Below are 22,410 nucleotides of genomic sequence, written 5' to 3'. Positions count from 1 at the left end.
GAAGGCGATCCTTTTTCCGCGAGGTCGCATCCGGTGGCAGCCGACCCCAAGCAGTCCGAGACGCTCCGTCAAATCCAGGAGGCGTTCCAGTCCGCCCAGTCGCAGATGACCCAATTGCGCCAGCAGGTGGAGAAGCACGCCGAGCTGGCCCGGGCGAAGACGCAGAACGACTTCATCCAGAAGGAGAAGGAGCGCGCCCTGCGGGAGCTGGGCGAGGCCGTCTTCAAGCAGGTGCAGAAGGGCAAGCTGGAGCTGTCCTCCACGTTCGCCCCGCTGCTCAAGGCGGTCGAGCAGGCGCATCAGAAGGCCGAGGCCCAGGCCCGGGAGATCAGCGATCTCCTCCAGGAGGGAGAGGAGACGGCCCAGCGGCTGAAGCAAAAAAACGCGGGTGGGGCGAATTCGGGAGTAGCGTCCCGCACGAAGAAGTTGTAGAAGGGCGCCGCTTTCGACGTTGGCAACCGCTCCCCAGGCGGTTGCGCATTGTGGGGCTATAGCTCAGCTGGGAGAGCGCTTGAATGGCATTCAAGAGGTCATCGGTTCGATCCCGATTAGCTCCACTCAGAGAAGAGGCCCGTCAGGAAAAGCTGGCGGGCCTCGTCTCTCTCCTTCGATGGCACAAGTGAATACGGGGCTATAGCTCAGCTGGGAGAGCGCTTGAATGGCATTCAAGAGGTCATCGGTTCGATCCCGATTAGCTCCACAATGAAGAAGGCCCGCCCGGTGCGAACCAGGCGGGCCTTTTCATTTCCGCCGGCCCGCTCGAGCGCACGCTCGCGGCCGGTGGCATCCACCTGAATCAGCGGAATCGGAGTGAAGGGAAGCGCACGCGATCCCCACGGGCGAGGTGTGCCTCGCTCAGCTCGAGGGGAGGGGGCGTGTGGTGTCCGCGGACGGCCGGGGCGACGCTCGGGGCGTCGCGGCTCAGGCTTCGCGGATCATCAGCATCTGGAGCAGATCGCGCAGCATCTGCTTGAGGCCGCCGGCCTCGGGCAGGCTGTGGAGGATGCGGGAGGCGGCGTTGGTGGAGCGCTCGATGAGGCGCTCGGTGGCGGCGCGGCCCTCGTGCTGCTCCACGAGCTCACGGGCGCGCTGCAGCATCGTCTCGTCCTTGGGGCCGGGGATGCAGAGCGTCTCCAGCTCCTGGCGGGCCTCGGGCGTGGCGCGCAGGTAGGCGGCCAGCAGCGGGAAGGTGCGCTTGCCCTGCGCGAGGTCCGAGTCCGTCGGCTTGCCCACCACGGAGGACTGCCCGTACAGGCCGAGCAGGTCGTCGCGCAGCTGGTAGGCGGTGCCCACGTAGCGGCCGAAACGCTCCAGCTTGTTGATGAGCTCCGGATCACCGCCGGAGAGCATCGCCCCGCACACGAGCGGAGCGGTGAAGCCGTAGAGGGCCGTCTTCAGGTAGGCCACGCGCAGCGCGTTGTAGATGGACAGCTCGGCCAGCGGCTGGTGCGGCAGCCGGATGTCCATGTACTGCCCGGCGGCGGTGTAGCGGCACACCTTGAGGAAGTAGCGCGTGGCCACGTCCGCTTCCGGCAGGTTGCAGCCCAGCATCACCTCGAGCGAGCGCCCGTAGAGGTGATCTCCGATCACGATCGCGAGGTTCTCCCCGAGCCTGCCCTCGCCGAGCATCTTGTGGAGTGCGGCGCCGCCGCGGCGCGTGTCCGCCTGATCCGCGACGTCATCGTGGATCAGCATGAAGGTGTGCAGCAGCTCCGTGGCCGCCGCGAACCGCCACAAGCCCGAGGGCGCCCGCGTGTCGCCGCGGCCCAGGGCGTAGCCCACGAGCACCAGGCCCGGACGGATGCGCTTGGAGGGACGCAGGCTGTAGCTGCGCACCTGCTCCAGCACCTTGTTCCATGCCGGATCCAGGTGCCGCTCATCCTCGAGCTCCAGGATCTGATGCAGCACCACCTGCGTCTGGTACTGCACCGTCTTGGCCCAGGACACGAAGTCCACGGGCGACGGGGACGCAGACTGTTGCTGCTCTGCCGCCGGAGGCCCGGCCTGTGGAGACTTCCGCTCTTTCATGACGGGGGAGGTGTCACCCGAGGTTCCGCGCGTCGGCATCGTATCCTGGACAGCGGCAACCAACGTCAGCATAGCGAACCTCCGGGGCTGTGCAGCTTGGGGGGTCGGGCAAGCCCCATGGATATTCTTACGGATTTTAATATCAGAAAACTTTTATACAGGCAATCGTGGAATCTCGTGGAGAAATATTGCCGTTCGAGGAGAGACGGAAGCCTCTCAGAGGGAAAAAGACGTAACGGGTCTTGATTTACCCAGATGTCTTTGTTGACTCCCCCCCCTGTTTGTACATCCTCATGGAAAAAGAGCGGCCGGTCCAAAAAGGACGTCGGCCGCTCGGATCCGCCAGGGGTGAAATTACTTGGCGTTCTTGAAGATGTTCATCACATCCTTCAGCAGCTTCACCGACTCGTCGTGGGGGCGCTGGAAGGCATTGCGGCCCATGATGGAGCCGAAACCGCCGCCGGCGGCGATCTGACGGATCTCCTCGAGCAGGTCCTCGGTGGTCTTGGACTCGCCGCCGGAGAAGATGACGATGCGCTTGCCGTTGAAGGCGGACTTCACCACGTCGCGGATGCGGTCGGACATGGTCTTGGTGGGGATGTTGAACTTCTCGTAGACCTTCTTGGCCTCGGCCTGCTCCAGGAAGTCCTTGGGCGGCTTGACCTTGATGACGTGGGCGCCGAGCTGCGCGCTGATCTGCGCCGCGTAGGAGATCACGTCGATGGCCTGCTCACCCTCCTTGGAGATGCTGCCGCGCGGGTAGGCCCAGAGCACCGTGGGGAGGCCGTGATCCTTGGCCTCGGCGATCAGATCGCGCAGGGCCTCGTACTGCTCGTTGCGGTAACCGGAGCCCGGGTAGATGGTGTAGCCGATGGCCACGCAGCCCAGGCGCACCGCGTCCTTCACGGAGCCGGTGACGGCGGACATGGGGTGCTCGGGCTTGCCCAGCGTGTCCGAGTTGTTGAGCTTGAGGATCAGCGGGATCTCACCGGCGTACTTGCCGGCCACGGACTCCAGGAAGCCCAGGGGCGCGGCGTAGGCGTTGCAGCCGGAGTCGATGGCGAGCTGGATGTGATAGTCCGGATCGTAGCCCGCCGGGTTGGGGGCGAAGGATCGGGCCGGGCCGTGCTCGAAGCCCTGATCCACCGGGAGGATGACCATCTTGCCGGTGCCGGCGAGGGTGCCGGTGTTGAGCAGGCGGGCCAGATTGGTCAGCGTGCCGGGGTTATCGGAGGGGTACCACGAGAGGATCTGCTTGACGCGGTCGGTATACGCCATGTGCTCCTCGGAGTGGGGGCGGAAGGCCCCTTGACTTGGCGGGTCGGATTCTGCCCACGCGCGCGCCATGTACCAAGCAGATCATTCGTAGCTTCGTCGCGACGCGAACGCTCGGGGATCGCGCGGTGGCATCGTGAATAAGTTCGCGCCCTGGAGGGTCATCCCTCTGGTCGGTTCCATCGTCGTTCCGGAGTCACATCGCCTATGTTCGCTTCCCTGCTCGCCGCCGTGCTGTTCGCCGCGGCACCCGCTCCGCTCGAGGTCGTGAAGTCGGGCAACACCGAGGTCCAGAAGATCATCACGTCCAAGGGGGGCACCCCGGAGCAGCTCTCCAAGGCGGTGGATCGCTTCGTGGACTGGGGTGAGCTGTCCAAGAGGGCCCTCGGCGGGACGTGGGACAAGCTGACGCCCGCCCAGCGCAAGGACTTCTCGGAGGCGATGCAGGGGTTGCTGCGCGCCTCCTACGCCCAGAAGGCGTTCAGCCAGGGGAGGGCGCTGATCCAGTACGGCCAGGAGTCCGTCCAGGGCAACGAGGCCACCGTGGACACCAAGGTCATCATGAGCAGGGATCGGCTGCCCGTGCGCTACAAGCTCTTCCGCGCGAACGACAAGAGCGAGTGGCGCATCTACGACATCGTCACGGATGACATCTCGCTGCTGGAGACGTACCAGGGCCAGTTCCGGAAGCTCCTCGCCAACAAGGGCTTCGACGGGCTGTTGACCACCCTGAAGTCCAAGCGGGCGCAGCTCGAGAAGTCCCTCGAGTAGCGCCCGCCCGGGCCGCGTCCACGTGCCCGCCTCTACAGGGGCTTCTCGTAGACGCGGTACCGCTTGGACTGCTTGCCGCCCATGGACTCGATGGCGCGGTTGACGAGGTGGTTGTCCTCGAGCGTCCAGGAGATCTCTCCGCCCTCGTAGCCCAGCTCGCGCGCCTTGTTGAGCGTGTCCAGGTAGAGGATGGCGTCCAGGCCGCGGCGCCGGTAGCCCTCGACGGTGCCCAGCAGGACGAGGCGCAGCCGGCGGATGCGGCGCGTGGCCAGCAGCAGCTTCGCGAGCCCGATGGGCAGGCCGAAGGTGGTGAGCCGGCCATTGGCGGCCTTGATGGCCTCGTTGGCGTCGGGAATCGTGAGCGCGAAGCCCACGGGCTCGCCCTTCACCTCGGCGACCAGCACCAGCTCCGGCCGCACCATCTGCTTGAGCTCACGCGCCAGGTGGTCGAACTCGTGCTCCGTCATCGGGACGAAGCCCCAGTTCTTCTCCCAGGCCGCGTTGTACATGGTCTTCACCCGGGCCACCTCGGCGTCGAACTCCTTGAGGTTCACCGGGCGCACCGTGACGCCCTCGCGCTGGCGGATCTTCTCCGCGATGCGCGCCACCTTCTCCGGGGGCGGAGTGGAGGAGGAGAGCTCCCAGGCGTACAGATCCTTGGCCTTGGTGAAGCCGTTGGCCTCGATGAGCGCGGCGTACCAGGGCGGGTTGTACGTCGTCATGATGGCCGGCGGGGTGTTGAACCCCTCGATGAGCAGGCCCACCTCACCGTTGGTGGAGTAGCTCATCGGGCCGATCACCGAGGTGAAGCCCTTGGCGCGCAGCCACTCGGCGGCCTTCTCGAGGAGGGCGCGGGCCACGCCGGCGTCATTCACGCACTCGAAGAGGCCGAAGAAGCCGACGTTGGTGCCCTGGAACTCGTTGTAGCGGGGGTTGCTCACCGCCGCGATGCGCCCCACCGCCTTCCCGGCCCGGCGGGCGAGGAAGAACTCCACCTCGCCGAACTCGAAGAAGGGGTGCTTCTTCGGGTCCATGAAGTCCCGGCGCTCCATCTCCAGGTGCGGCACGAAGTTCGGGTCGCCCTTGTAGATGGAGTAGGTGAGGCGGATGAAGGCCGTACGGTCCGCCGGGCTCCGGACGGGAGTCACTTCCACGTCGGAGGGCAGGGGAGGCTGCTTGGAATCGGTGTTCTGCATCTCGGCGGCGGCGGCCATGGGGGTGTCCTAGCTCCTGTCCTCGTGCCCGTTGCGGATGAAGAAGTTGGCGCCCTTCTCCAGCAGGATGCCGGGGAGGGTGGCGCGCTTCTCCCAGAGCTTCATCGGCATCTGTCCCAGCTTGCGGATGTCTTCCGGCTGGAGGTTGGCGGCGCGCCAGGTGAGCGTCTCCACCGCGTCGAACAGCTTGCCGGCCACCTCGCGCGAGGACATGCGCGAGAGCTGATCCAGCGTGAAGCCGTTGTGGCCGTTGTGGCCCTCACTGGCGGCGGCCCACTTCTCCGAGGCCTTGTTGTTGCGCACCATCGTGCCCGGGCGGGCGATCTGCACCGGGGTGTACGTGGAGGGCCGCGTCTGGGGGATGACGTCCATCTTCTTGCCAATCTGCTCGAAGATGTCGAGCACCCGATCCAGCTGCTCGTCCGTGTGCGTGGCCATGTAGCTGGTGCGGATGAGGGCGTGGCCCGCCTCCACCGCGGGAGGAATCACCGGGTTGGCGAACACGCCCGCCTCGTGCAGTGCCCTCCAGAAGCGGAAGCACTTCACCTGGTCACCGATGTGCACCGGCACCACCGGCGTCACCGACACGCCCGTGTCGAAGCCCATGGCGCGGAAGCCGTTGTGCATCTTCTCGGCGATGTCCAGCAGGCGCGCGCGCCGCTGCGGCTCGGCCTCGATGATCTCCAGCGCCTTGAGCGCCGAGGCCACGGTGGCCGGCGTCATGGACGCGGAGAAGATGACGGAACGCGACTTGTGGCGGATGTAGTTGATGACGTCCGAGGGGCCTGACAGCACGCCGCCCAGCGACGCGAAGCTCTTGGAGAACGTCCCCATGACGAGGTCCGTCTCCTTCTCCAGCCCGAAGTACTCCGAGGTGCCGCGGCCCTTCTCCCCCAGCACGCCCATGGAGTGGGCGTCATCCGTCATCACCCGCGCGCCGTACTTCTGCGCCAGCTCCACGATGCGGGGCAGGTTGCAGACGTCGCCCTCCATGGAGAACACGCCGTCGGTGATGATGATCTTCCCGGCCTTGGGCTCCTTCTCGGCGGCCTGCTGCAGCAGCTGCTCGAGGTGCTCCAGGTCGTTGTGACGGAACTTGCGCTCGGTGGCGAAGGACAGCCGGATGCCATCCACCAGCGAGGCGTGGTTCTGCCGGTCCGCGAAGACGATGTCGTGGCGGCCCAGGATGGAGGAGAGCGCCAGATTCGTCTGGAAGCCGGTGGAGATGACCACCGCGGCCTCGCGGTTGAGGAACTTCGCCAGCCGCTGCTCCAGCTCCTCGTGCAGCGCCAGGGTGCCGTTGAGCAGACGCGAGCCGGAGCACGTGGTGCCGTAGCGCTCCACCGCCTTGATGGCCGCTTCCTTCACCCGGGGGTCCGCGCTCAGGCCCAGGTAGTTGTTCGAGCCCACCATGATGATACGGCGGCCTTCGATCTGGACCTCGGTGGCACCGTACGACTCCTCGATCGCCCGGTAGTAGGGATAGAGCCCCGTGGCCTTGGCGATGCGGTAGTCCTTCCAGCTCCGGCACTTCTCGAATACGTCACTCATGGCGCTCTTCTCTCATGGGGGGAGATCCGCCTCAGCGGAGCTCCAGGGCGCGCTTCCTGCGGTGTTCTCTCCGACCCGGGGCACCACAAGCGCGCGTCCTCCTCCTCGGGGGGCTAGGAGTCGCCGTCATTATTGAGTCGACCTCCGAGTGTCAAGACACGGACTGAGGCGCGCGCGGCCCCGGGGTTGGCCGGGAATCCCCGGGTAGGGGTTGACACCTGGGGTTATTCCCGATGGGGGCAGGCGAGTGCGCAACCGGTTGCACAACCGGGACTCGTGTGCCCTGGTTCAGAGGGGGGATGTCACACGGATGGCTTCCACACACGGGGTGGAAGGCTTCCAGGCTGGGGGGTGTTCGTTCCCGGATTCGTTGAGGCCGTGACAGGGGGCGGGAAGTCTGCTTTCTGGCGGGCCTCCTTCGACTGGGGAAATGCGTGGCTGACTCTCTTCGACGGCGTGGGTCCGAGGCCTTCATCCGGGGAACGCTCGCGCGGCCCTGGCGGGTGCTGCTGGCGTTCACCGTGTTGGCGCTCGGTGGCGCGCTGCTGGCCGGACGGCTGGACTTCCGCGGCTCCTTCGTGGAGTTGCTGCCCAGCGAGACCCAGGAGGTCCAGGATCTGAACCGGGTGGCCGAGAAGGCCGGCGGTGACGGTTACCTCGTGGTGCGCGCGCGCGGCGCCGCGCCCGAGAAGCTGCGGGAGTTCTCCAACGCGCTGTCCCGGAAGCTCGAGACGCTTCCCGAGGTGCGCTACGTGGAGAACCACTTCGACGTGGGCTTCTTCGAGGAGCGCGGCCTGCTGCTGCTGCCCACGGAGAAGCTGAAGGAGCTGCGCGCGGACGTGGACGCGCGGCTGCGCTACGAGAAGCAGCAGGCCATCGCGGTGGATCTGCTCGACGAGGCGGACGCGCCGCCGGACTTCGACGCCATCGTCAAGAAGTACAGCCCGGATGCGCCCATGCGCGAGTACCTCGGCAGCGCGGATGGCTCCGAGGTGTACATGATGGTGAAGCCGGGCGGCACCGCGGGCGACATCGTCTTCGCGCAGAAGCTGGTGGATGACGTGCAGCGCGTGTCCGCCGAGGTGGCCCAGGGTCATCCCGGGGTGACGCTGGATTACGCCGGGGCCTTCCAGGCGCGCATCGAGGAAGACGTGGTGATGCGCAAGGACCTGTCACGCGCCGCCGTCCTCTCGGCGATCATGGCGGTGGGCATCATCCTGCTGGCCACGCGGCGGCTGTGGGCACTGGCGGTGGTGGGCGTGCCCGTCGTCTTCGGCGTGTCGCTGACGTTCGCCTTCGCGGAGCTGGCCATCGGCCACCTCAACATCGTCACGGGCTTCCTGGTGGCCATCCTCATCGGCCTGGGCCTGGAGTACGGCATCCACCTGGCCATGCGCTACTGGGAGGAGCGGCGCGATCGCCCGGCCGCCGAGGCGCTGGCCGAGGCCGTGCGGGGCACCTTCGCCGGAGCGCTCACCTCGGCGCTGACGAACGCGGCGGCCTTCTTCGTGCTCGTGTTCGCCCAGTTCGAGGCCTTCAAGCAGTTCGGTCTGCTGGCCGGCGTGGGCGTGCTGATGGCGGTGCTGGTGGCGTACGGGCTGGGCCCGGCGCTGCTGGTGCTCGCCGAGCGTCTGCGTCCGGGTGGGCGCAAGGCGGCCGAGGTCCACGTGTCCGAGGCTCCGGCGAAGCAGGTGCCGCCCACGCCCCACAAGCGCTGGCCCACGTCCGTCATCGCGGGCCTGCTGGTGGCGGTGCTCGGCTTCGCGGCGTACTCCGTCTACGTGCTGCCGCGCATCGGCTTCGAGACGAACATGCGCAAGCTCCGGGGTGAGTCGCCCTCGGTCGTGCTCGATGACCACATCAGCGAGCAGCTCGGCACGCACCTCAACCCGGCCATCCTCCTGGTGGACGACCTGAAGCAGGCCCAGGTGGTCGAGGAAGTCATCACCGAGGTGAAGACGCGGCACGGCGCGGAGTCCACCTTCAAGCAGTACGCCTCGCTCAACGAGCTGCTGCCCCAGGACGTGCCGGGGCACCAGGAGCAGCTCGCCGCCCTGCGCGCGACGCTGGAGAAGCTGCCCGAGGAGGCCCAGAAGGATCCCCGCCTGGAGAACGTGAAGAAGATGCTGGAGGCCCAGCCGTACGGGGCGGAGCAGCTGCCCGTCGAGGTGCGCCGCCGCTTCGAGGCGCAGGACGGCAAGGGCATGTTCCTGCTGCTGTTCCCCTCGGTGTCCAACCACGACACGCGGGAGCTGTCGGCGTGGGCCGCGCAGCTGGACGAGGTCATCGCCGGTGCGAAGGCCCGGGGCGTGGACCTCGCGGTGTTGGATAGCAATCGGATCGCCGCCCGCATCTTCTCGATGGTGCGGGGGGACGGCCCCTTCATCCTCTGGGCGGCCGCGTCGGTGGTGTTCTTGACGATCCTCCTCAGCCTGCGCAGCTTCAAGCGTGCCTGCCTGGTGGCGGGCCCTCTGTTCCTGGGCATGTTGTGCCTGGCTGGAGGCATGTACCTCTTCGACGTGCAGCTGAACTTCATCAACGCCGTGGTTCTCCCCAACCTGCTCGCCATCGCCGTGGACAACTCGGTGCACCTCTTCCACCGCTACGAGGAAGAGGGCCCTGGCTCGCTCGGCCACGTGGTGCGCAATACGGGCTTCGCGGCGGTGGTGGCCACGCTGTCCAACGCGGCCGGCTATGGGGCTTTGTTGATCTCCCATCACGCCGGTTTGCGCTCCATCGGACAGATTGCACTTCTGGGGGTGATGTGCACCTTCCTGGGTACGACGGTTTTCTTCCCGGCGATGCTCGCCTTGCTGGAGCGTTGGAAGGACCGGAAGAGGGGTGGGGGCATGATTCGGAGCCTGGACATCGCGGTGAAGGAGCCTGCCGGCGAACCGGGGGAGCGTAAGTCTGCGTGAACGCCTGGACCTCGTATGAGCGCGCCCGAGCGGGCGTTCGGAACGTCCACCTACGAGCAGTCGACGTCGTCATGGTCGTCTCGTGCTCGTTCGCCGCTTTGACGCTCCTGGGCCCAGCCAGCTGGGCCCCTGGCTCCACGAGATCCGCCGTCCACTTCGCCATCTTCGCGCTCGGCCCCCTGGTCCTGCGCACCCTGGAGTCCTACTTCCCCCAGCACCGGCTGCTGGCCTTCGTGGCCAACTTCTGGCTGCTGCCGGTGATCGGTCTCAGTCACGAGGTGCTCAGTCCCCTGGTGACCGCCCTCACGCCGGTGCTGCGGGATGCCCAGCTCGTCGCCATGGATCAGCGGCTGTTCGGGGTCCAGGCCGCGGTGGTGCTCGGGCAGTGGGTGCCGCCCTGGTTCATCGACATCCTGATGATTTGCTACTACGGCCACTTCGTCTGGCCGCTGATGCTGGGCGTGGTGCTGTACTTCGCCGGCCGCCAGGAGGCCTTCGACGAGTACCTGCTGGCGCTCAGCCTCTTCTTCACCTTCAACTACCTGTTCTACGCGCTGGTGCCGGCCATCGGCCCGCGCTACTTCCTCTACTTCGCCTTCGATCAGCCGCTCCAGGGCGTGTGGGTGACGGCCTTCCTGGACTCGGTGATGCGCCTGCCGGGGTTCGCGCGGGACTGCTTCCCCTCGGGCCACACGGGAACCACGCTGCTGGTGTTCGTGTACGCCTGGCGCTTCGCGCCCCGCTACTTCCGGGTGACGTTGGTGCCCGGCCTGTTGCTCATCGCCGCCACCCTGGTGGGCCGCTTCCACTACGCGACGGACCTGCTGTGCGCGGTGCCGCTGGTGGCGGTGGTGGTGGGTCTGGCCGTGGGGTGGGGCCGGACGTTCGCCCGGCGCGATCCCGTAGCGCGCCCCGTGACGATGGACGCTATCGTGCGCCCCTGAACAAGGGAGCGTATGCATGAGCAGGCAGATCCTCGCGGGCCGCGTGGCCCATCTCGGTACCACCGTCTTCTCCGAGTTCAGCGCGCTGGCCCTCAAGCACGGGGCCATGAACCTGGGGCAGGGCTTCCCTGACTTCGACGGACCCGAGCCCGTGAAGGAGGCCGCTCGCAAGGCAATCACCGACGGCGTGAACCAGTACGCTCCCAGCCCCGGCCTGCGTGACTTGCGCGTGGCCATCGCCGAGCACGGCGCGCGCTTCCACGGACACACCGGCATCGATCCGGACACCATGGTGACCGTCACCAGCGGTGCCACCGAGGCCATCCTCTGCGTGATGCTCGGCCTGGTGGACCCGGGCGATGAAGTGGTGCTCTTCGAGCCCTTCTACGACTCGTACGACGCCAACGCCGCCTTCCTCGGGGCGAAGGCGCGCTACGTGCCGCTGCGTCCGCCGGACGGCTCGCACACCACGTGGTGGTTCGATCGCGAGGAGGTGCGCGCGGCCTTCGGTCCCCGCACGCGGCTGCTCGTCCTCAACTCGCCCCACAACCCCACCGGCAAGGTATTCACCCGCGAGGAGCTCGAGTTCCTCGGCGGCCTGTGCGCCGAACACGATGTGAAGGTGCTCTCGGACGAGGTGTATGAGCACATCCTCTTCGGCCCGGCGCGTCATGTGCGGCCCGCCATGGTGCCCTCGCTGGCGGACCGGACGCTGACGGTGAGCAGCGCCGGCAAGTCGTTCAGCCTCACCGGGTGGAAGATTGGATGGGTCATCGCACCGCCGCCCCTGCGTGACGCGGTGCAGCGAGCCCACCAGTTCGTGACGTTCGCCACGGCCTCGCCGCTGCAGGCGGCCACGGCGGCGGCGCTGCGGCTCCCGGACTCGTACTTCCAGGAGCTGAGCGCCATGTACCTGTCCAAGCGGGATCGGCTGCTGGCGGGGCTCGCGGAGGCGGGGCTCGAGGCGTACGCGCCCGAGGGCAGCTACTTCATCATCGCGAACATCTCGGGCAGGGGCTTCGCGGATGACGTGGCCTTCTGCCGGCACCTCGTGACGGAGGTGGGAGTAGCGGCCATCCCTCCGAGTGTTTTCTACAGTCCCGAGCACAAGCACCTGGGGCAGGGGATGGCGCGCTTCGCCTTCTGCAAGACGGAGGCGGTGCTGGATGAGGCGGTGCGCCGGTTGAAGGCGGGGCTGGCTCGGGTCCGCTGACGCCTGGTCTCTCGGGGGCCGGGCGGCTTGCGACCCCTACACCCGGGTGTTACACCCCCGCGCCAACACCGTGAGCTTCTTCGGCGAACTCTACCTCCGCTCCACACTGCCGTTCCTTTCCGAGGAGACGACGGCGAAGGAGGTGGCGTACCTCGCGAGGCGCTTCGAGACGCTCGAGGTGCCCGGCCCGGTGGTGGACCTGGGCTGTGGCCATGGCCGGCATGCCGCGCGCCTGAATGCCCGGGGCCCCCTGGCGGACCGGATCATCGGCCTGGAGCTGGATGCACTGTCCCTCCAGGAGCGGCTGCCCGGATTTCCAGCGGTGCGGGCGGACCTCCGCTCCCTTCCATTCCGGACGGGCTCCCTGGCGGGTGCGTACGCCTGGTACTCGACGCTCTTCGTCTTCTCGGACGAGGAGCATGCGGCGCTGCTGCGCGAGGTGGCGCGGTGCCTGAGGCCCGGCGGCCTGCTGGTGCTGCACACCGTGCCGTACGAGCGCCTGGCGTCACAACCGGAGGCATCCTTCTCTACCCGGTTGCCGGACGGCAGCCTGCTCGAGGAGCAGAGCTGCTTCGACGCGGTGCGTGGTCGCGACGAGGCCACAAGGAGGCTCACGATGCCGGATGGACGTGTTCTGTCCGGCCACTATGCCATTCGTTACTATCCGCTTGCGGATCTGACGCGGCTGTTGGAAGCCACGGGTTTTTCGGTGAGCTGGGTGCACGGCGGGTTGGAGGAGGAGCGGCCCTCGGAGACATCAACGGATCTCATCGTGGGCGCCATGTTGCGTTGCACCCGAGACCCGAAACAGTGAACTTCAGGAGTGGAAGCTCGACAGGAGCGGAAGCTCGACGCGGGACATCGTCCAGTGGACTCGAATGAAAAACGCCGCCCGCGCGTGACCGGGCTCGGCAATCTGCCGGAGAAGGTGGACGTCTACGAGGTGGGGCCTCGGGACGGCTTGCAGAACGAATTGCGTACGCTGCCCACGCGCGACAAGGCACGCCTCATCGAGGCGCTGATCGCGGCGGGGGAGAAGCGCATCGAGGTGACCTCCTTCGTGTCACCCAAGTGGATTCCGCAGCTCGCCGACGCGGAGGAGTTGCTGCGTCTGGTGGGGCGGCGCGAGGGCGTCACCTTCTCGGCGCTGGTGCCCAACCTCAAGGGCCTGACGCGCGCCAAGGAGGCGGGCCTGGAGGAAGCGGCCGTCTTCATCTCCGCGTCCGAGGCCCACTCGAAGAAGAACATCAACAAGACCATCGCCGAGGCGGTGGCCGAAGCCCGGCAGACCACCGAGGCCGCGCTGAAGGCGGGCCTGCGGGTGCGCGGTTACCTGTCCACGGTGTGGGGCTGCCCCTACGAGGGCGAGGTGCCCGTCTCCCGCGTGGTGGAGATCAGCCGTGCCCTGGTGGACGGCGGCATCTATCAGCTCAGCCTGGGTGACACGATCGGGGTGGGGACGCCGAGGCAGACGGACACCCTGCTGAACGCGCTGCTCGAGCACGTGCCGGTGGAGAAGCTGGCGCTGCACCTGCACGACACGCGCGGCACCGCCCTGGCCAACGCGCTCATCGGCCTGCAACTGGGCGTGACGACTTTCGACGCCAGCATCGGCGGCCTGGGCGGGTGCCCCTACGCACCGGGCGCGGCCGGAAACCTCGCCACCGAGGATCTCGTCTACATGCTCCATGGCATGGGCGTGAAGACGGGCATCCAGCTCGACAAACTCGTCGAGGCGGGCATGGTCGCCCAGGAGCTCATCGGCCGGAAGCTCGCGGGCAAGTTCCTCCAAGCGGCCCTGGGCGAGCGCGAGAAGAAGGCGAATCGCCGGGCCACCACCTGACGCCATTCCACATGCGAAACCCCCAACCCAACCCCATCCCCACGCCCTACAAGCCCCGGCACCACGTGCGCATCGTGACGGCCGCTTCGCTCTTCGACGGGCATGACGCCGCCATCAACGTGATGCGCCGGCTCATGCAGTCCTCGGGCGCGGAGATCATCCACCTGGGTCACAACCGCTCGGTGGCGGAGATCGTCGACTGCGCCATCCAGGAGGACGCCCAGGGCATCGCCATCACCTCGTACCAGGGCGGGCACGTCGAGTTCTTCAAGTACATGATCGACCTGCTGAGCGAGCGCGGCGCGAACATCAAGGTGTTCGGCGGCGGCGGCGGCACCATCCTCCCCACCGAGATCGAGGAGCTCCATCGCTACGGCGTGACGCGCATCTACTCGCCGGACGACGGCCGCGCGATGGGGTTGCAGGGGATGATCGACGATCTCGTCTCCAAGTGCGACTTCGAGAAGCGCTCGCCGGACTTCGAGCCCGTGCTGCCCTCGCTGCCCCAGCGCGAGCCGTCCAAGGTCGCCTCGCTCATCACCGTCGCGGAGAACTTCGCCTCCGCGGGTGACGCGCTCCGCGACGCGCTCGCGAAGCTCAACGCCAACGCCCAGCGCGTTCCCGTGCTCGGCATCACCGGCACCGGTGGCGCGGGCAAGTCGAGCCTCGTGGACGAGCTGGTCCGGCGTTTCCTCGCGGACTTCCCCGACAAGACGCTCGCGGTGCTCTCCATCGATCCGTCCAAGCGCAAGTCCGGCGGCGCGTTGCTCGGCGACCGCATCCGCATGAACGCGATCGACAACTCCCGCGTGTACATGCGCTCCATGGCCACGCGTCAGAGCAACCTCGCCATGTCCAAGCACGTCGGCGAGTCGATCGAGATCTGCCGGGCCGCCGGGTTCGATCTCATCGTGGTGGAGACGTCCGGCATCGGCCAGTCCGACACGGAGATCACCGAGCACTCGGACGTCGCGCTCTACGTGATGACGGCCGAGTACGGCGCGGCGACGCAGCTCGAGAAGATCGACATGCTCGACTTCGCGGACGTGATCGCCATCAACAAGTTCGACAAGCGGGGCTCGCTGGACGCGCTGCGGGACGTGCGCAAGCAGTGGAAGCGCAACCACAACGCGTTCTCCACGCCGGACGACGCGCTGCCCGTCTACGGCACCATCGCCTCGCAGTTCAATGACCCGGGCATGAACCAGCTCTACCGGGCCATCATGGACACGCTCGTCCGGAAGATCGGGGCGAAGCTCCAGTCGCACATGGAGATCACCCCGGGGATGAGCGAGAAGAAGTGGATCATCCCGCCCGAGCGCACCCGGTACCTCGCGGAGATCGTCGAGACCTGCGAGTCCTACGACAGGTTCGCCCGCGCCCAGGCGGCCATCGCCCGGCGCATGTACCAGCTGCACGGCACCATCGAGATGCTGCGTGCCAACGTGGGCAAGAAGCGGCTGGAGATCGTCGAGCCCCGCGACGCCTCGGACGTGGTGCAGGTCACCCAGCGTGTCGAGGGCGAGCCGGCCTTCCTGTCCGAGCTGGTGGAGCTCTACGGGGACCTGGAGTCGCGCCTGCACCCTGAGTGCAAGCGGCTGCTGGACGAGTGGCCGGCCACGAAGCGCCGCTACGCGGCGGCCAAGTACCAGTACCAGGTGCGCGAGAAGGTCATCGAGATCGATCTCTTCACCGAGTCGCTCTCGCACCTGCGCATCCCCAAGATCGCCCTGCCGAAGTACGAGGACTGGGGCGACGTCCTGACGTGGCTGCTGCGCGAGAACGCGCCGGGCGCCTTCCCGTTCACCGCCGGCGTCTTCCCGCTCAAGCGTGAGAACGAGGATCCCGCGCGCATGTTCGCGGGGGAGGGTGGTCCCGAGCGCACCAACAAGCGTTTCCACTACGTCTCGCGCGGGCTGCCCGCCAAGCGCCTGTCCACGGCGTTCGACTCGGTCACGCTCTACGGCGAGGACCCGGATCACCGCCCGGACATCTACGGCAAGGTGGGCAACTCCGGCGTGTCCATCGCCAACGTGGACGATGCGAAGAAGCTCTACTCGGGCTTCGATCTCGCGGACCCGTCCACCTCGGTGTCGATGACCATCAATGGTCCCGCGCCGATGCTGCTCGGCTTCTTCCTCAACGCCGCGGTGGATCAGCAGTGCGAGAAGTGGATCCGCGCCCAGGGCCAGGCCGAGCAGGTGGAGAAGAAGATCGCCGAGCTCTACCAGCGCCGCGGTGTTCCCCGGCCGCGCTACCAGGGTGAGCTGCCCCAGGGCAACGATGGCCTGGGCCTGCTGCTGCTCGGCGTTTCCGGCGACGAGGTCCTCCCGCGCGAGACCTACGAGAAGATCCGCGCCTCCACGCTGCAGGCCGTGCGCGGCACCGTGCAGGCGGACATCCTCAAGGAGGATCAGGCGCAGAACACCTGCATCTTCTCCACGGAGTTCGCCCTGCGGCTGATGGGGGACATCCAGCAGTACTTCATCGAGCAGAAGGTGCGGAACTTCTACTCGGTCTCCATCTCGGGCTACCACATCGCCGAGGCGGGGGCGAACCCCATCTCCCAGCTGGCCTTCACCCTGGCCAACGGCTTCACCTTCGTCGAGTACTACCTCTCGCGAGGCATGCACATCGACGACTTCGCGCCCAACCTGTCGTTCTTCTTCTCCAACGGCATGGACCCCGAGTACACGGTGCTCGGGCGCGTCGCGCGGCGCATCTGGGCCAAGGCCCTCCGTGACAAGTACGGCGGCAACGAGCGCTCGCAGAAGCTCAAGTACCACATCCAGACTTCTGGCCGGAGCCTCCACGCCCAGGAGATCGCCTTCAACGACATCCGCACCACGTTGCAGGCCCTGCTGGCGCTCAACGACAACTGCAACTCGCTGCACACCAACGCCTACGACGAGGCCATCACCACGCCCACCGAGGAGAGCGTGCGGCGGGCCCTCGCCATCCAGCTCGTCATCAACAAGGAGTTCGGTCTCTCCAAGAACGAGAACCCGAACCAGGGCTCCTTCATCGTCGAGGAACTCACGGACCTGGTCGAGGCGGCCGTGCTGACGGAGTTCCGTTCCATCTCCGAGCGTGGCGGTGTCCTCGGGGCGATGGAGCGCATGTACCAGCGCTCGAAGATCCAGGAGGAGTCGCTCTACTACGAGACGCTCAAGCACGATGGGACGCTGCCCATCATCGGCGTGAACACCTTCCTGGATCCCAAGGGCTCTCCGACGATCATCCCGCCGGAGGTCATCCGGGCCACGAAGGAGGAGAAGGACTACGCCATCAGCTCGCGCGACGCGTTCTGGAAGCGCAACGAGGCGGCCGGTCCCGAGGCGCTGAATGCCGTGAAGCGCGCCGCGCTCGACAACGGCAACATCTTCGCCGCGTTGATGGACGCTTGTAAGGTCTGCACGCTGGGCCAGATCTCCCGCGCGCTGTACGAGGTGGGCGGGCAGTACCGGCGCAACATGTAGTGGCTGTGTTGCGGCTCCCTCTCCCTCTGGGAGAGGGCGGGGGGTGAGGGTCGTCAACCCGTGGGGAAGACCCTCACCCTGACCCTCTCCCTCTGGGAGAGGGGAGGACCTACCGCGACGCCGCGGGGCCCATCTGCATGATCGCGGCCGAGGTATTGGCCGGAGAACCCTGCACCGCGGGCTCCTGCTGAGCCGGAACCTCGGGCGCCTGCGTCCCGGTGGCCGTGTCCGCGCTCGCCGGGGCGCTTCCGCCCGTGCTCTCCGTCTGCGAGGCCACGGCCGGTTGAGCCGGAACAGCCTCGGGAGCCTGCGGCTCGGCGGCGGGAGCCTGCTTCGTGGCCACGGCGGGGGCCTGCTGCTCGAGCTCGGGAGGCAGCCGGCGGGGCGGAAGGACCAGGGGCGGCGGGACGGGGCAGCGGGTGCAGGGGCCACGCAGGGGCACCGCGAGCACCTGGCCGATGCGCAGGAACACTCCGCGCATCCGGTTGGCCTTCTTGATGGAGTTGATGCTGGAGCCGTAGCGCAGGGCGATGCCGCCGACCGTGTCGCCCGAGCGCACGCGGTGCATCTGGATGTTCTTGTCCGGCTGCAACGCGAGCAGCGGGGCCACGCGGCGGCCCAGCTCCTGGGCGCGCGGATTGAAGAAGCGCACGTGGAAGTGATCGCGGTGGCCGCGCGCGTGCTTCACCAGCGACTTCGCCCCGGCGTTGAAGAGCGAATCCAGCCACTCCTTGCTCTCGCCCTTGCGCAGCGCGTAATCGTACAGGACCTTCTGCACGCGCTTGTCCACGAGGATCATCTGCGCGTCGGTGTGGATGGCGAGCGCCTTGAGCAGGGCCCAGTTCAGCTCGAGATCGATGTGATTCTCGCGCGCGCGGACGCGGACGGGCTCGGCGGTGGGGTAGTAGAAGCCCAGGTCCACGTCCCGGCCGTTCTGGTGGCTCTTGTGCGGGCGCAGGTAGCCGCCCTCGCGCGAGCTGAGCTGATTGACGCGCAGCGGCGGCGCCTTGGGATACTGGGCGCGCACCTCGCGGATGGCCGTGGCGATGTAGTCCACCGTCTCCTTCGTGCCCCACGCCAGCTCGGGCGAGACCACGATCCAGTCATTGTTCTCCGACTGGGGCACGCGCACGGCGTTCACCATGCGGCCGCTCTCCACGAACCCCACCGAGATGGAGCCCAGCGTGGCCGGATCCTTCTTCCACATCTCCGTCAGCTGCTCGTCCGACAGCTCCGCGGTGTAGAGCGGCCCGTTGGGGGCCACGCCGTTGGCGGCCGTCGCCTCCGAGGCCTCGCCCTCGTCCGCGTCGGGGGTGTCCGCCAGCTCCTCGTCGTCGGCGGCCTCTTCACTCTCGGTGGGGGTCTCGGCGGCCGCGAGCGCTGCGTCATTGTGCTCGACGACCTGCGTCACGGCTTCCGGCAGGGGCTCCGGGGTGGCGGCGGCTTCCTGCGAAGCAGCCGGCGCCAGGGCGGGCTGGACGGCCGCCTGCACCGGGGCCGTCGCCTTCGACGGAGAGACGGTGGGAACAACGTGCGCGGTGCAGCCGGCGCACAGCAACAGGATGATCCAGGATGTAGAACGCACTCGGCGCGGAGCATTACCCGAAATTGTTCCAGGCCAAAGGAAACGGTCGGCGCCGGCTCGGATTCCAGGCAGGCGCCGCTCGGGAATTTGACCCGGGGCAGGGAGTTCGTTCCGCCTTTCGTAGCCTGCTCGCTCCCTTGCCATCCCAGTCAAGTCGGGCACTTCGATCCAACCCGCGATGACCCATCGCGTCAGGGTCGGGTGCCAGGGCGGCGGTTGACGCCCCAGGGGCGGAGTGGGCGAAGTAGGCGGACCCGCAACGTTCATTCATCCCCACCGGGAAGGACATGACCCCTCTCCGTATGATTTCGCGATTCACCGGCGCCCTGATTCTCACCGCGGGCGCCCTCCACGCGCCCGTTTCCGGGGCCGCGCAGGTTCCCGTGACCAATGGCGGCTTCGAGGCGCAGGCCGCCTCGGGGCAGCCCACCGGCTGGAGTGTGACGGGCGGGGGCAAGGTGGCCTCCAGTCCCGAGACCAAGGCCGAGGGCGCGCGGGGGCTCGTCATCGAGAACCCGGTCACCGGGGCCGAGACCACCGTGCAGTCCGAGCCCGTGAAGCTGCAGGTGGGCCGCCTCTACCGCCTCAGTGCGTGGGTGAGGACCCGTGGCGTGCAGGCGGATCCCCAGGCGCGCTACCCGACGGCGCTCGGGGCCTGCCTGTCCATGAAGAGCTTCCCCTTCACCAACTGCTCGCCCACCCTGGGCGCGGACCAGGACGGCCGGGTCTCGGTGCTCTTCTTCGCCATCCAGGGCACGGATCGCGTGCAGCTGCACCTGGGCCGCAACGGCAAGGCCACCGGCACCGCCTGGGTGGATGACGTGCGCCTGGAGGAGGTGGACGACATCACCGCCTACCTCCCGCTGGAGTCGGTGCGCTGGGCCGGCAAGGGCTTCCGCTATGACGACGGCGGCTGGAAGTACGTCCACATCGAGGGCGAGCCCTACGAGCGCGGCCAGCAGTACGGCGAGCTCCTGGCCGACGACATCGTCCGCTACATGGAGAAGGTGGGCATCCAGAAGAACCGCCAGGACGCGGTGAACGGCTGGAGCCAGGTGCGGCTGCTCACCGACTCGCTCTTCCTGCGCAAGTACGATCCCGAGTACCTCGAGGAGATGAAGGGCATCGCTGACGGCGTCAACAAGGCCGGCGTGAAGTTCAAGGACCGCGAGCTGGATGTGCTCGACGTGGCGGCCCTCAACTCGGTGGTGGACCTGGGGCAGCTCGAGGACGCCAACCGCGTGAGCGCCACGTCCCTGTCCGGCCGCGTCTTCATGAAGGCCGAGGACGAGACGGCGCGGGCAGGCGAGGGTGACCACTGCTCGTCCTTCGTGGCCACGAAGTCCGCGACGAAGGATGGCCAGTTCATCATGGGGCAGATCTTCATGTGGAATGGCTACACGGGCGTGCACTGGGACGTGATCGCCGACGTGCAGCCCACGAAGGGCCACCGCTTCGTCATGCAGACGTTCCCGGGCGGCATCCACAGTGGCGCGGACTGGTTCATCAACGACGCGGGCATCGTCATCGGTGAGACCACGGTGGGCCAGACGCCCTTCGATCCCGATGGCACGCCGCAGAGCAACCGCATCCGCAGGGCGGCCCAGTACGCCAACTCGATCGACGACGTGGCCCGCATCCTCAAGGATCGCAACAACGGCCTCTACACCAACGACTGGACGCTCGCGGACGCCAAGACGGGCGAGGGCGCCTGCCTCACGCTCGGCACGAACAAGACGAAGCTGTGGCGCACGGGCGGCGCGGGCAAGAAGGCCGAGACCCCGGGCAACCTCAAGGACTTCATCTGGGCCAACAACAACAACCGCGACCTGGAGATTCGCAAGGAGTACCTGCCCAACCCCCAGAACGCCCCGGTGGACCTGGCCTTCAACACGTGGAACCGGGACATCGCCTTCCAGGAGTACTTCGAGCGGCACGGCAAGGGCGGCATCGATCTGGAGAACGCCATCCGCATGATGGCCTCCAGCCCCATCAACCGGCCCCACGCCTGTGACGCCAAGCTCACCACCGGCGAGATGGCCGGCAAGCTCGTGTTCATCGCCCACTACGGCAAGACGACCCTGCGCGAGAAGATGGTGGGCGGCCGGTGGATCCAGGACCTGCCCGGTGCCACGCCCCACCTGACGCTCGGCTACACCACCTTCAGCCCCATCTTCGTGGCGGACAAGCTGAAGGAGGCCCTCGCGAGGTCGATCGCCCTGAAGGAGGAGAAGGCTCCCGCCTCCAAGCGCGACACCTCGAAGGTGAAGGACGCCCTGGGCTTCGACAAGAAGCTGCTGTGGGCCAACACCATGTTCCCCGCCACCGACGGTGAGAACTGGCTCGTGAGCGGCACCGCCGCCTACTGGAACCTGCTCAACAAGCTTCCGGACTCGGCGGACAAGGCCTTCGATCAGCAGCGCGACGCCCTGACGGATCTCAATACCCGGTACCTGTACCTCTCCTCGCGCGAGGGGGATGTGGTGCCCGCGGCCACGCGCACCTCGTACAACCGCTATGGCACGTACGCCATCCCCCGCCTCAAGGGCACCTTCCTGCTGCACCAGCTGCGCCTGCTGCTGGGCAACAAGGCTTTCTCCAAGGTGATGAGCACCGTGCACGCGCGCTACGCCAACAAGAACATCACCACCGCGGAGTTCGTGCGCACCGCGTCGGAGGCCGCGGGGAAGAACCTGGCGCCCTTCATCGCGCAGTGGGTGGAGCGCGGCGGCCTGCCCGAGCCTCGCATCCGCGCGAGCAGCACGAAGGCCAAGGACGGATACGACGTGACGGTGAAGGTGGAGCAGGGCGGCAAGCCGTACCACTTCGTCACCACCGTGGAGCTGTTCACGGCGAAGGGCTCGACGCTGGAGCGGGTGGAGGTGAAGGGCGCGAGCGACACCTTCACCTTCCACGTGGCCGAGCGGCCAGTGCGTGTGGTGTTCAACACGACGAATGACATCCCCGTGCCGCGCGAGCACTTCCAGGTGCTGTCCAACGCGATGGACGACTTCAGTCAGCTGCTCTTCGTCCACGGCTCGGCGCGTGGGGTGGAGGCGGATCGCACGCTGACGCTCAACTTCCGTGACATCGTCGCGGATGCCTTCATGGACGTGCTCGCGCCGCTGAAGCCGGACGCCGAGGTGACGGACCAGGAGCTGGCGAGCCGGGATCTGTTCGTGCTCGGAGGCGCCGAGGACAACGGGCTGGTGGCGCGGCTGGCGGCGGAGAAGAAGCTGCCGGTGGAGATCGGCCGCCGGTTCTTCCGCTGGCAGGGGAAGACGTACGGCCGCTCGGATGACGGGCTCGCGGTGGCGCTGCCCAACCCGTGGAACGCGAAGCGGACGCTCTATCTGTACCTGGCCAACAGCGGCCCGCAGTTGTGGCACATGACGCGCACCTTCATGCCGGGCCAGCTCCAGGGCTGGGCGCTCTACCGGGGCGGAGAGGTGAGCGCCAAGGGCTACCACGGCCTCGACGCGCTGGCGGTGGAGCTGACGGAGTCCCCGGCCCCCGAGGTCAAGCCCATCGGCTCCGCGGCCGGGGCGAACTGAGCCGGACGATTGGCACCGGGAGACAGGTGCGAATC

14 protein-coding genes and 2 tRNA genes are annotated in these 22,410 nt (G+C 67.4%); 11 read left to right on the top strand and 5 right to left on the bottom strand.

The window, feature by feature from the left end; genetic code table 11:
- The first annotated feature begins 33 nt into the window (after nt 1-33).
- From BO221_RS15045 to BO221_RS15035, 3 genes are all read left to right on the top strand, one after another.
- Complete coding sequence (locus BO221_RS15045; protein ID WP_073561132.1) at nt 34-432, top strand: hypothetical protein; 399 nt, start codon at nt 34-36, stop codon at nt 430-432.
- A gap of 52 nt (nt 433-484) precedes the next feature.
- Nucleotides 485-557 (top strand) — tRNA-Ala (locus BO221_RS15040).
- Between the two features lie 70 nt (nt 558-627).
- Nucleotides 628-700, top strand: a tRNA-Ala gene (locus tag BO221_RS15035).
- 221 nt (nt 701-921) lie between these two features.
- Here BO221_RS15035 and BO221_RS15030 read toward each other — a convergent pair.
- Nucleotides 922-2,028, bottom strand: a complete 1,107-nt coding sequence (locus BO221_RS15030; protein ID WP_233166014.1) for a polyprenyl synthetase family protein — start codon at nt 2,026-2,028, stop codon at nt 922-924.
- A gap of 354 nt (nt 2,029-2,382) precedes the next feature.
- Nucleotides 2,383-3,306 carry a class I fructose-bisphosphate aldolase gene (locus tag BO221_RS15025; protein WP_043393178.1) on the bottom strand — a complete coding sequence of 308 codons (924 nt, stop codon included), beginning with the start codon at nt 3,304-3,306 and terminating at the stop codon, nt 2,383-2,385.
- Between the two features lie 204 nt (nt 3,307-3,510).
- Here BO221_RS15025 and BO221_RS15020 point away from each other — a divergent pair, with 204 nt between their 5' ends.
- Nucleotides 3,511-4,074, top strand: coding sequence for a phospholipid-binding protein MlaC (locus tag BO221_RS15020; protein WP_073561130.1), 564 nt, complete (start codon nt 3,511-3,513; stop codon nt 4,072-4,074).
- Nucleotides 4,075-4,106: 32 nt separating this feature from the next.
- Here the strand turns inward: BO221_RS15020 and BO221_RS15015 are convergent, their stop codons facing one another.
- Both BO221_RS15015 and BO221_RS15010 read right to left on the bottom strand, forming a co-directional pair.
- Nucleotides 4,107-5,288, bottom strand: coding sequence for an N-acetyltransferase (locus BO221_RS15015; RefSeq protein WP_073561129.1), 1,182 nt, complete (start codon nt 5,286-5,288; stop codon nt 4,107-4,109).
- 9 nt (nt 5,289-5,297) lie between these two features.
- Complete coding sequence (locus BO221_RS15010) at nt 5,298-6,839, bottom strand: pyridoxal phosphate-dependent aminotransferase family protein (protein WP_073561128.1); 1,542 nt, start codon at nt 6,837-6,839, stop codon at nt 5,298-5,300.
- Nucleotides 6,840-7,273: 434 nt separating this feature from the next.
- Between BO221_RS15010 and BO221_RS15005 the strand changes: the two genes are divergently transcribed.
- From BO221_RS15005 to BO221_RS14980, 6 genes are all read left to right on the top strand, one after another.
- Nucleotides 7,274-9,757 carry an RND family transporter gene (locus BO221_RS15005; protein WP_073561127.1) on the top strand — a complete coding sequence of 828 codons (2,484 nt, stop codon included), beginning with the start codon at nt 7,274-7,276 and terminating at the stop codon, nt 9,755-9,757.
- 71 nt (nt 9,758-9,828) lie between these two features.
- Nucleotides 9,829-10,701: a phosphatase PAP2 family protein gene (locus BO221_RS15000; RefSeq protein ID WP_073561126.1), complete on the top strand. Its 873-nt coding sequence runs from the start codon at nt 9,829-9,831 to the stop codon at nt 10,699-10,701.
- Nucleotides 10,702-10,717: 16 nt separating this feature from the next.
- A complete protein-coding gene (locus tag BO221_RS14995) occupies nt 10,718-11,914 on the top strand; it encodes an aminotransferase class I/II-fold pyridoxal phosphate-dependent enzyme (protein ID WP_073561125.1) in 1,197 nt (398 codons plus the stop codon).
- 70 nt (nt 11,915-11,984) lie between these two features.
- Entirely contained in the window at nt 11,985-12,728 is a 744-nt protein-coding gene (locus BO221_RS14990) for a trans-aconitate 2-methyltransferase (RefSeq protein WP_073561124.1), read from the top strand.
- A gap of 54 nt (nt 12,729-12,782) precedes the next feature.
- Nucleotides 12,783-13,757, top strand: a complete 975-nt coding sequence (locus tag BO221_RS14985) for a hydroxymethylglutaryl-CoA lyase (protein WP_073561123.1) — start codon at nt 12,783-12,785, stop codon at nt 13,755-13,757.
- 11 nt (nt 13,758-13,768) lie between these two features.
- Complete coding sequence (locus tag BO221_RS14980; RefSeq protein WP_073561122.1) at nt 13,769-17,236, top strand: methylmalonyl-CoA mutase family protein; 3,468 nt, start codon at nt 13,769-13,771, stop codon at nt 17,234-17,236.
- A 109-nt stretch (nt 17,237-17,345) separates the two neighbouring features.
- Here the strand turns inward: BO221_RS14980 and BO221_RS14975 are convergent, their stop codons facing one another.
- Nucleotides 17,346-18,821, bottom strand: a complete 1,476-nt coding sequence (locus tag BO221_RS14975) for a penicillin-insensitive murein endopeptidase (RefSeq protein WP_233166012.1) — start codon at nt 18,819-18,821, stop codon at nt 17,346-17,348.
- Between the two features lie 302 nt (nt 18,822-19,123).
- Here BO221_RS14975 and BO221_RS14970 point away from each other — a divergent pair, with 302 nt between their 5' ends.
- Nucleotides 19,124-22,375, top strand: a complete 3,252-nt coding sequence (locus BO221_RS14970) for a C45 family autoproteolytic acyltransferase/hydolase (protein WP_233166010.1) — start codon at nt 19,124-19,126, stop codon at nt 22,373-22,375.
- Nucleotides 22,376-22,410 lie beyond the last annotated feature (35 nt).

The sequence above is a fragment of the Archangium sp. Cb G35 genome, assembly GCF_001896145.1.
Taxonomy (GTDB): domain Bacteria; phylum Myxococcota; class Myxococcia; order Myxococcales; family Myxococcaceae; genus Archangium; species Archangium violaceum.
Note: the sequence above shows the minus strand (reverse complement) of the source record. Positions and strands in the feature narration are given on the sequence as shown.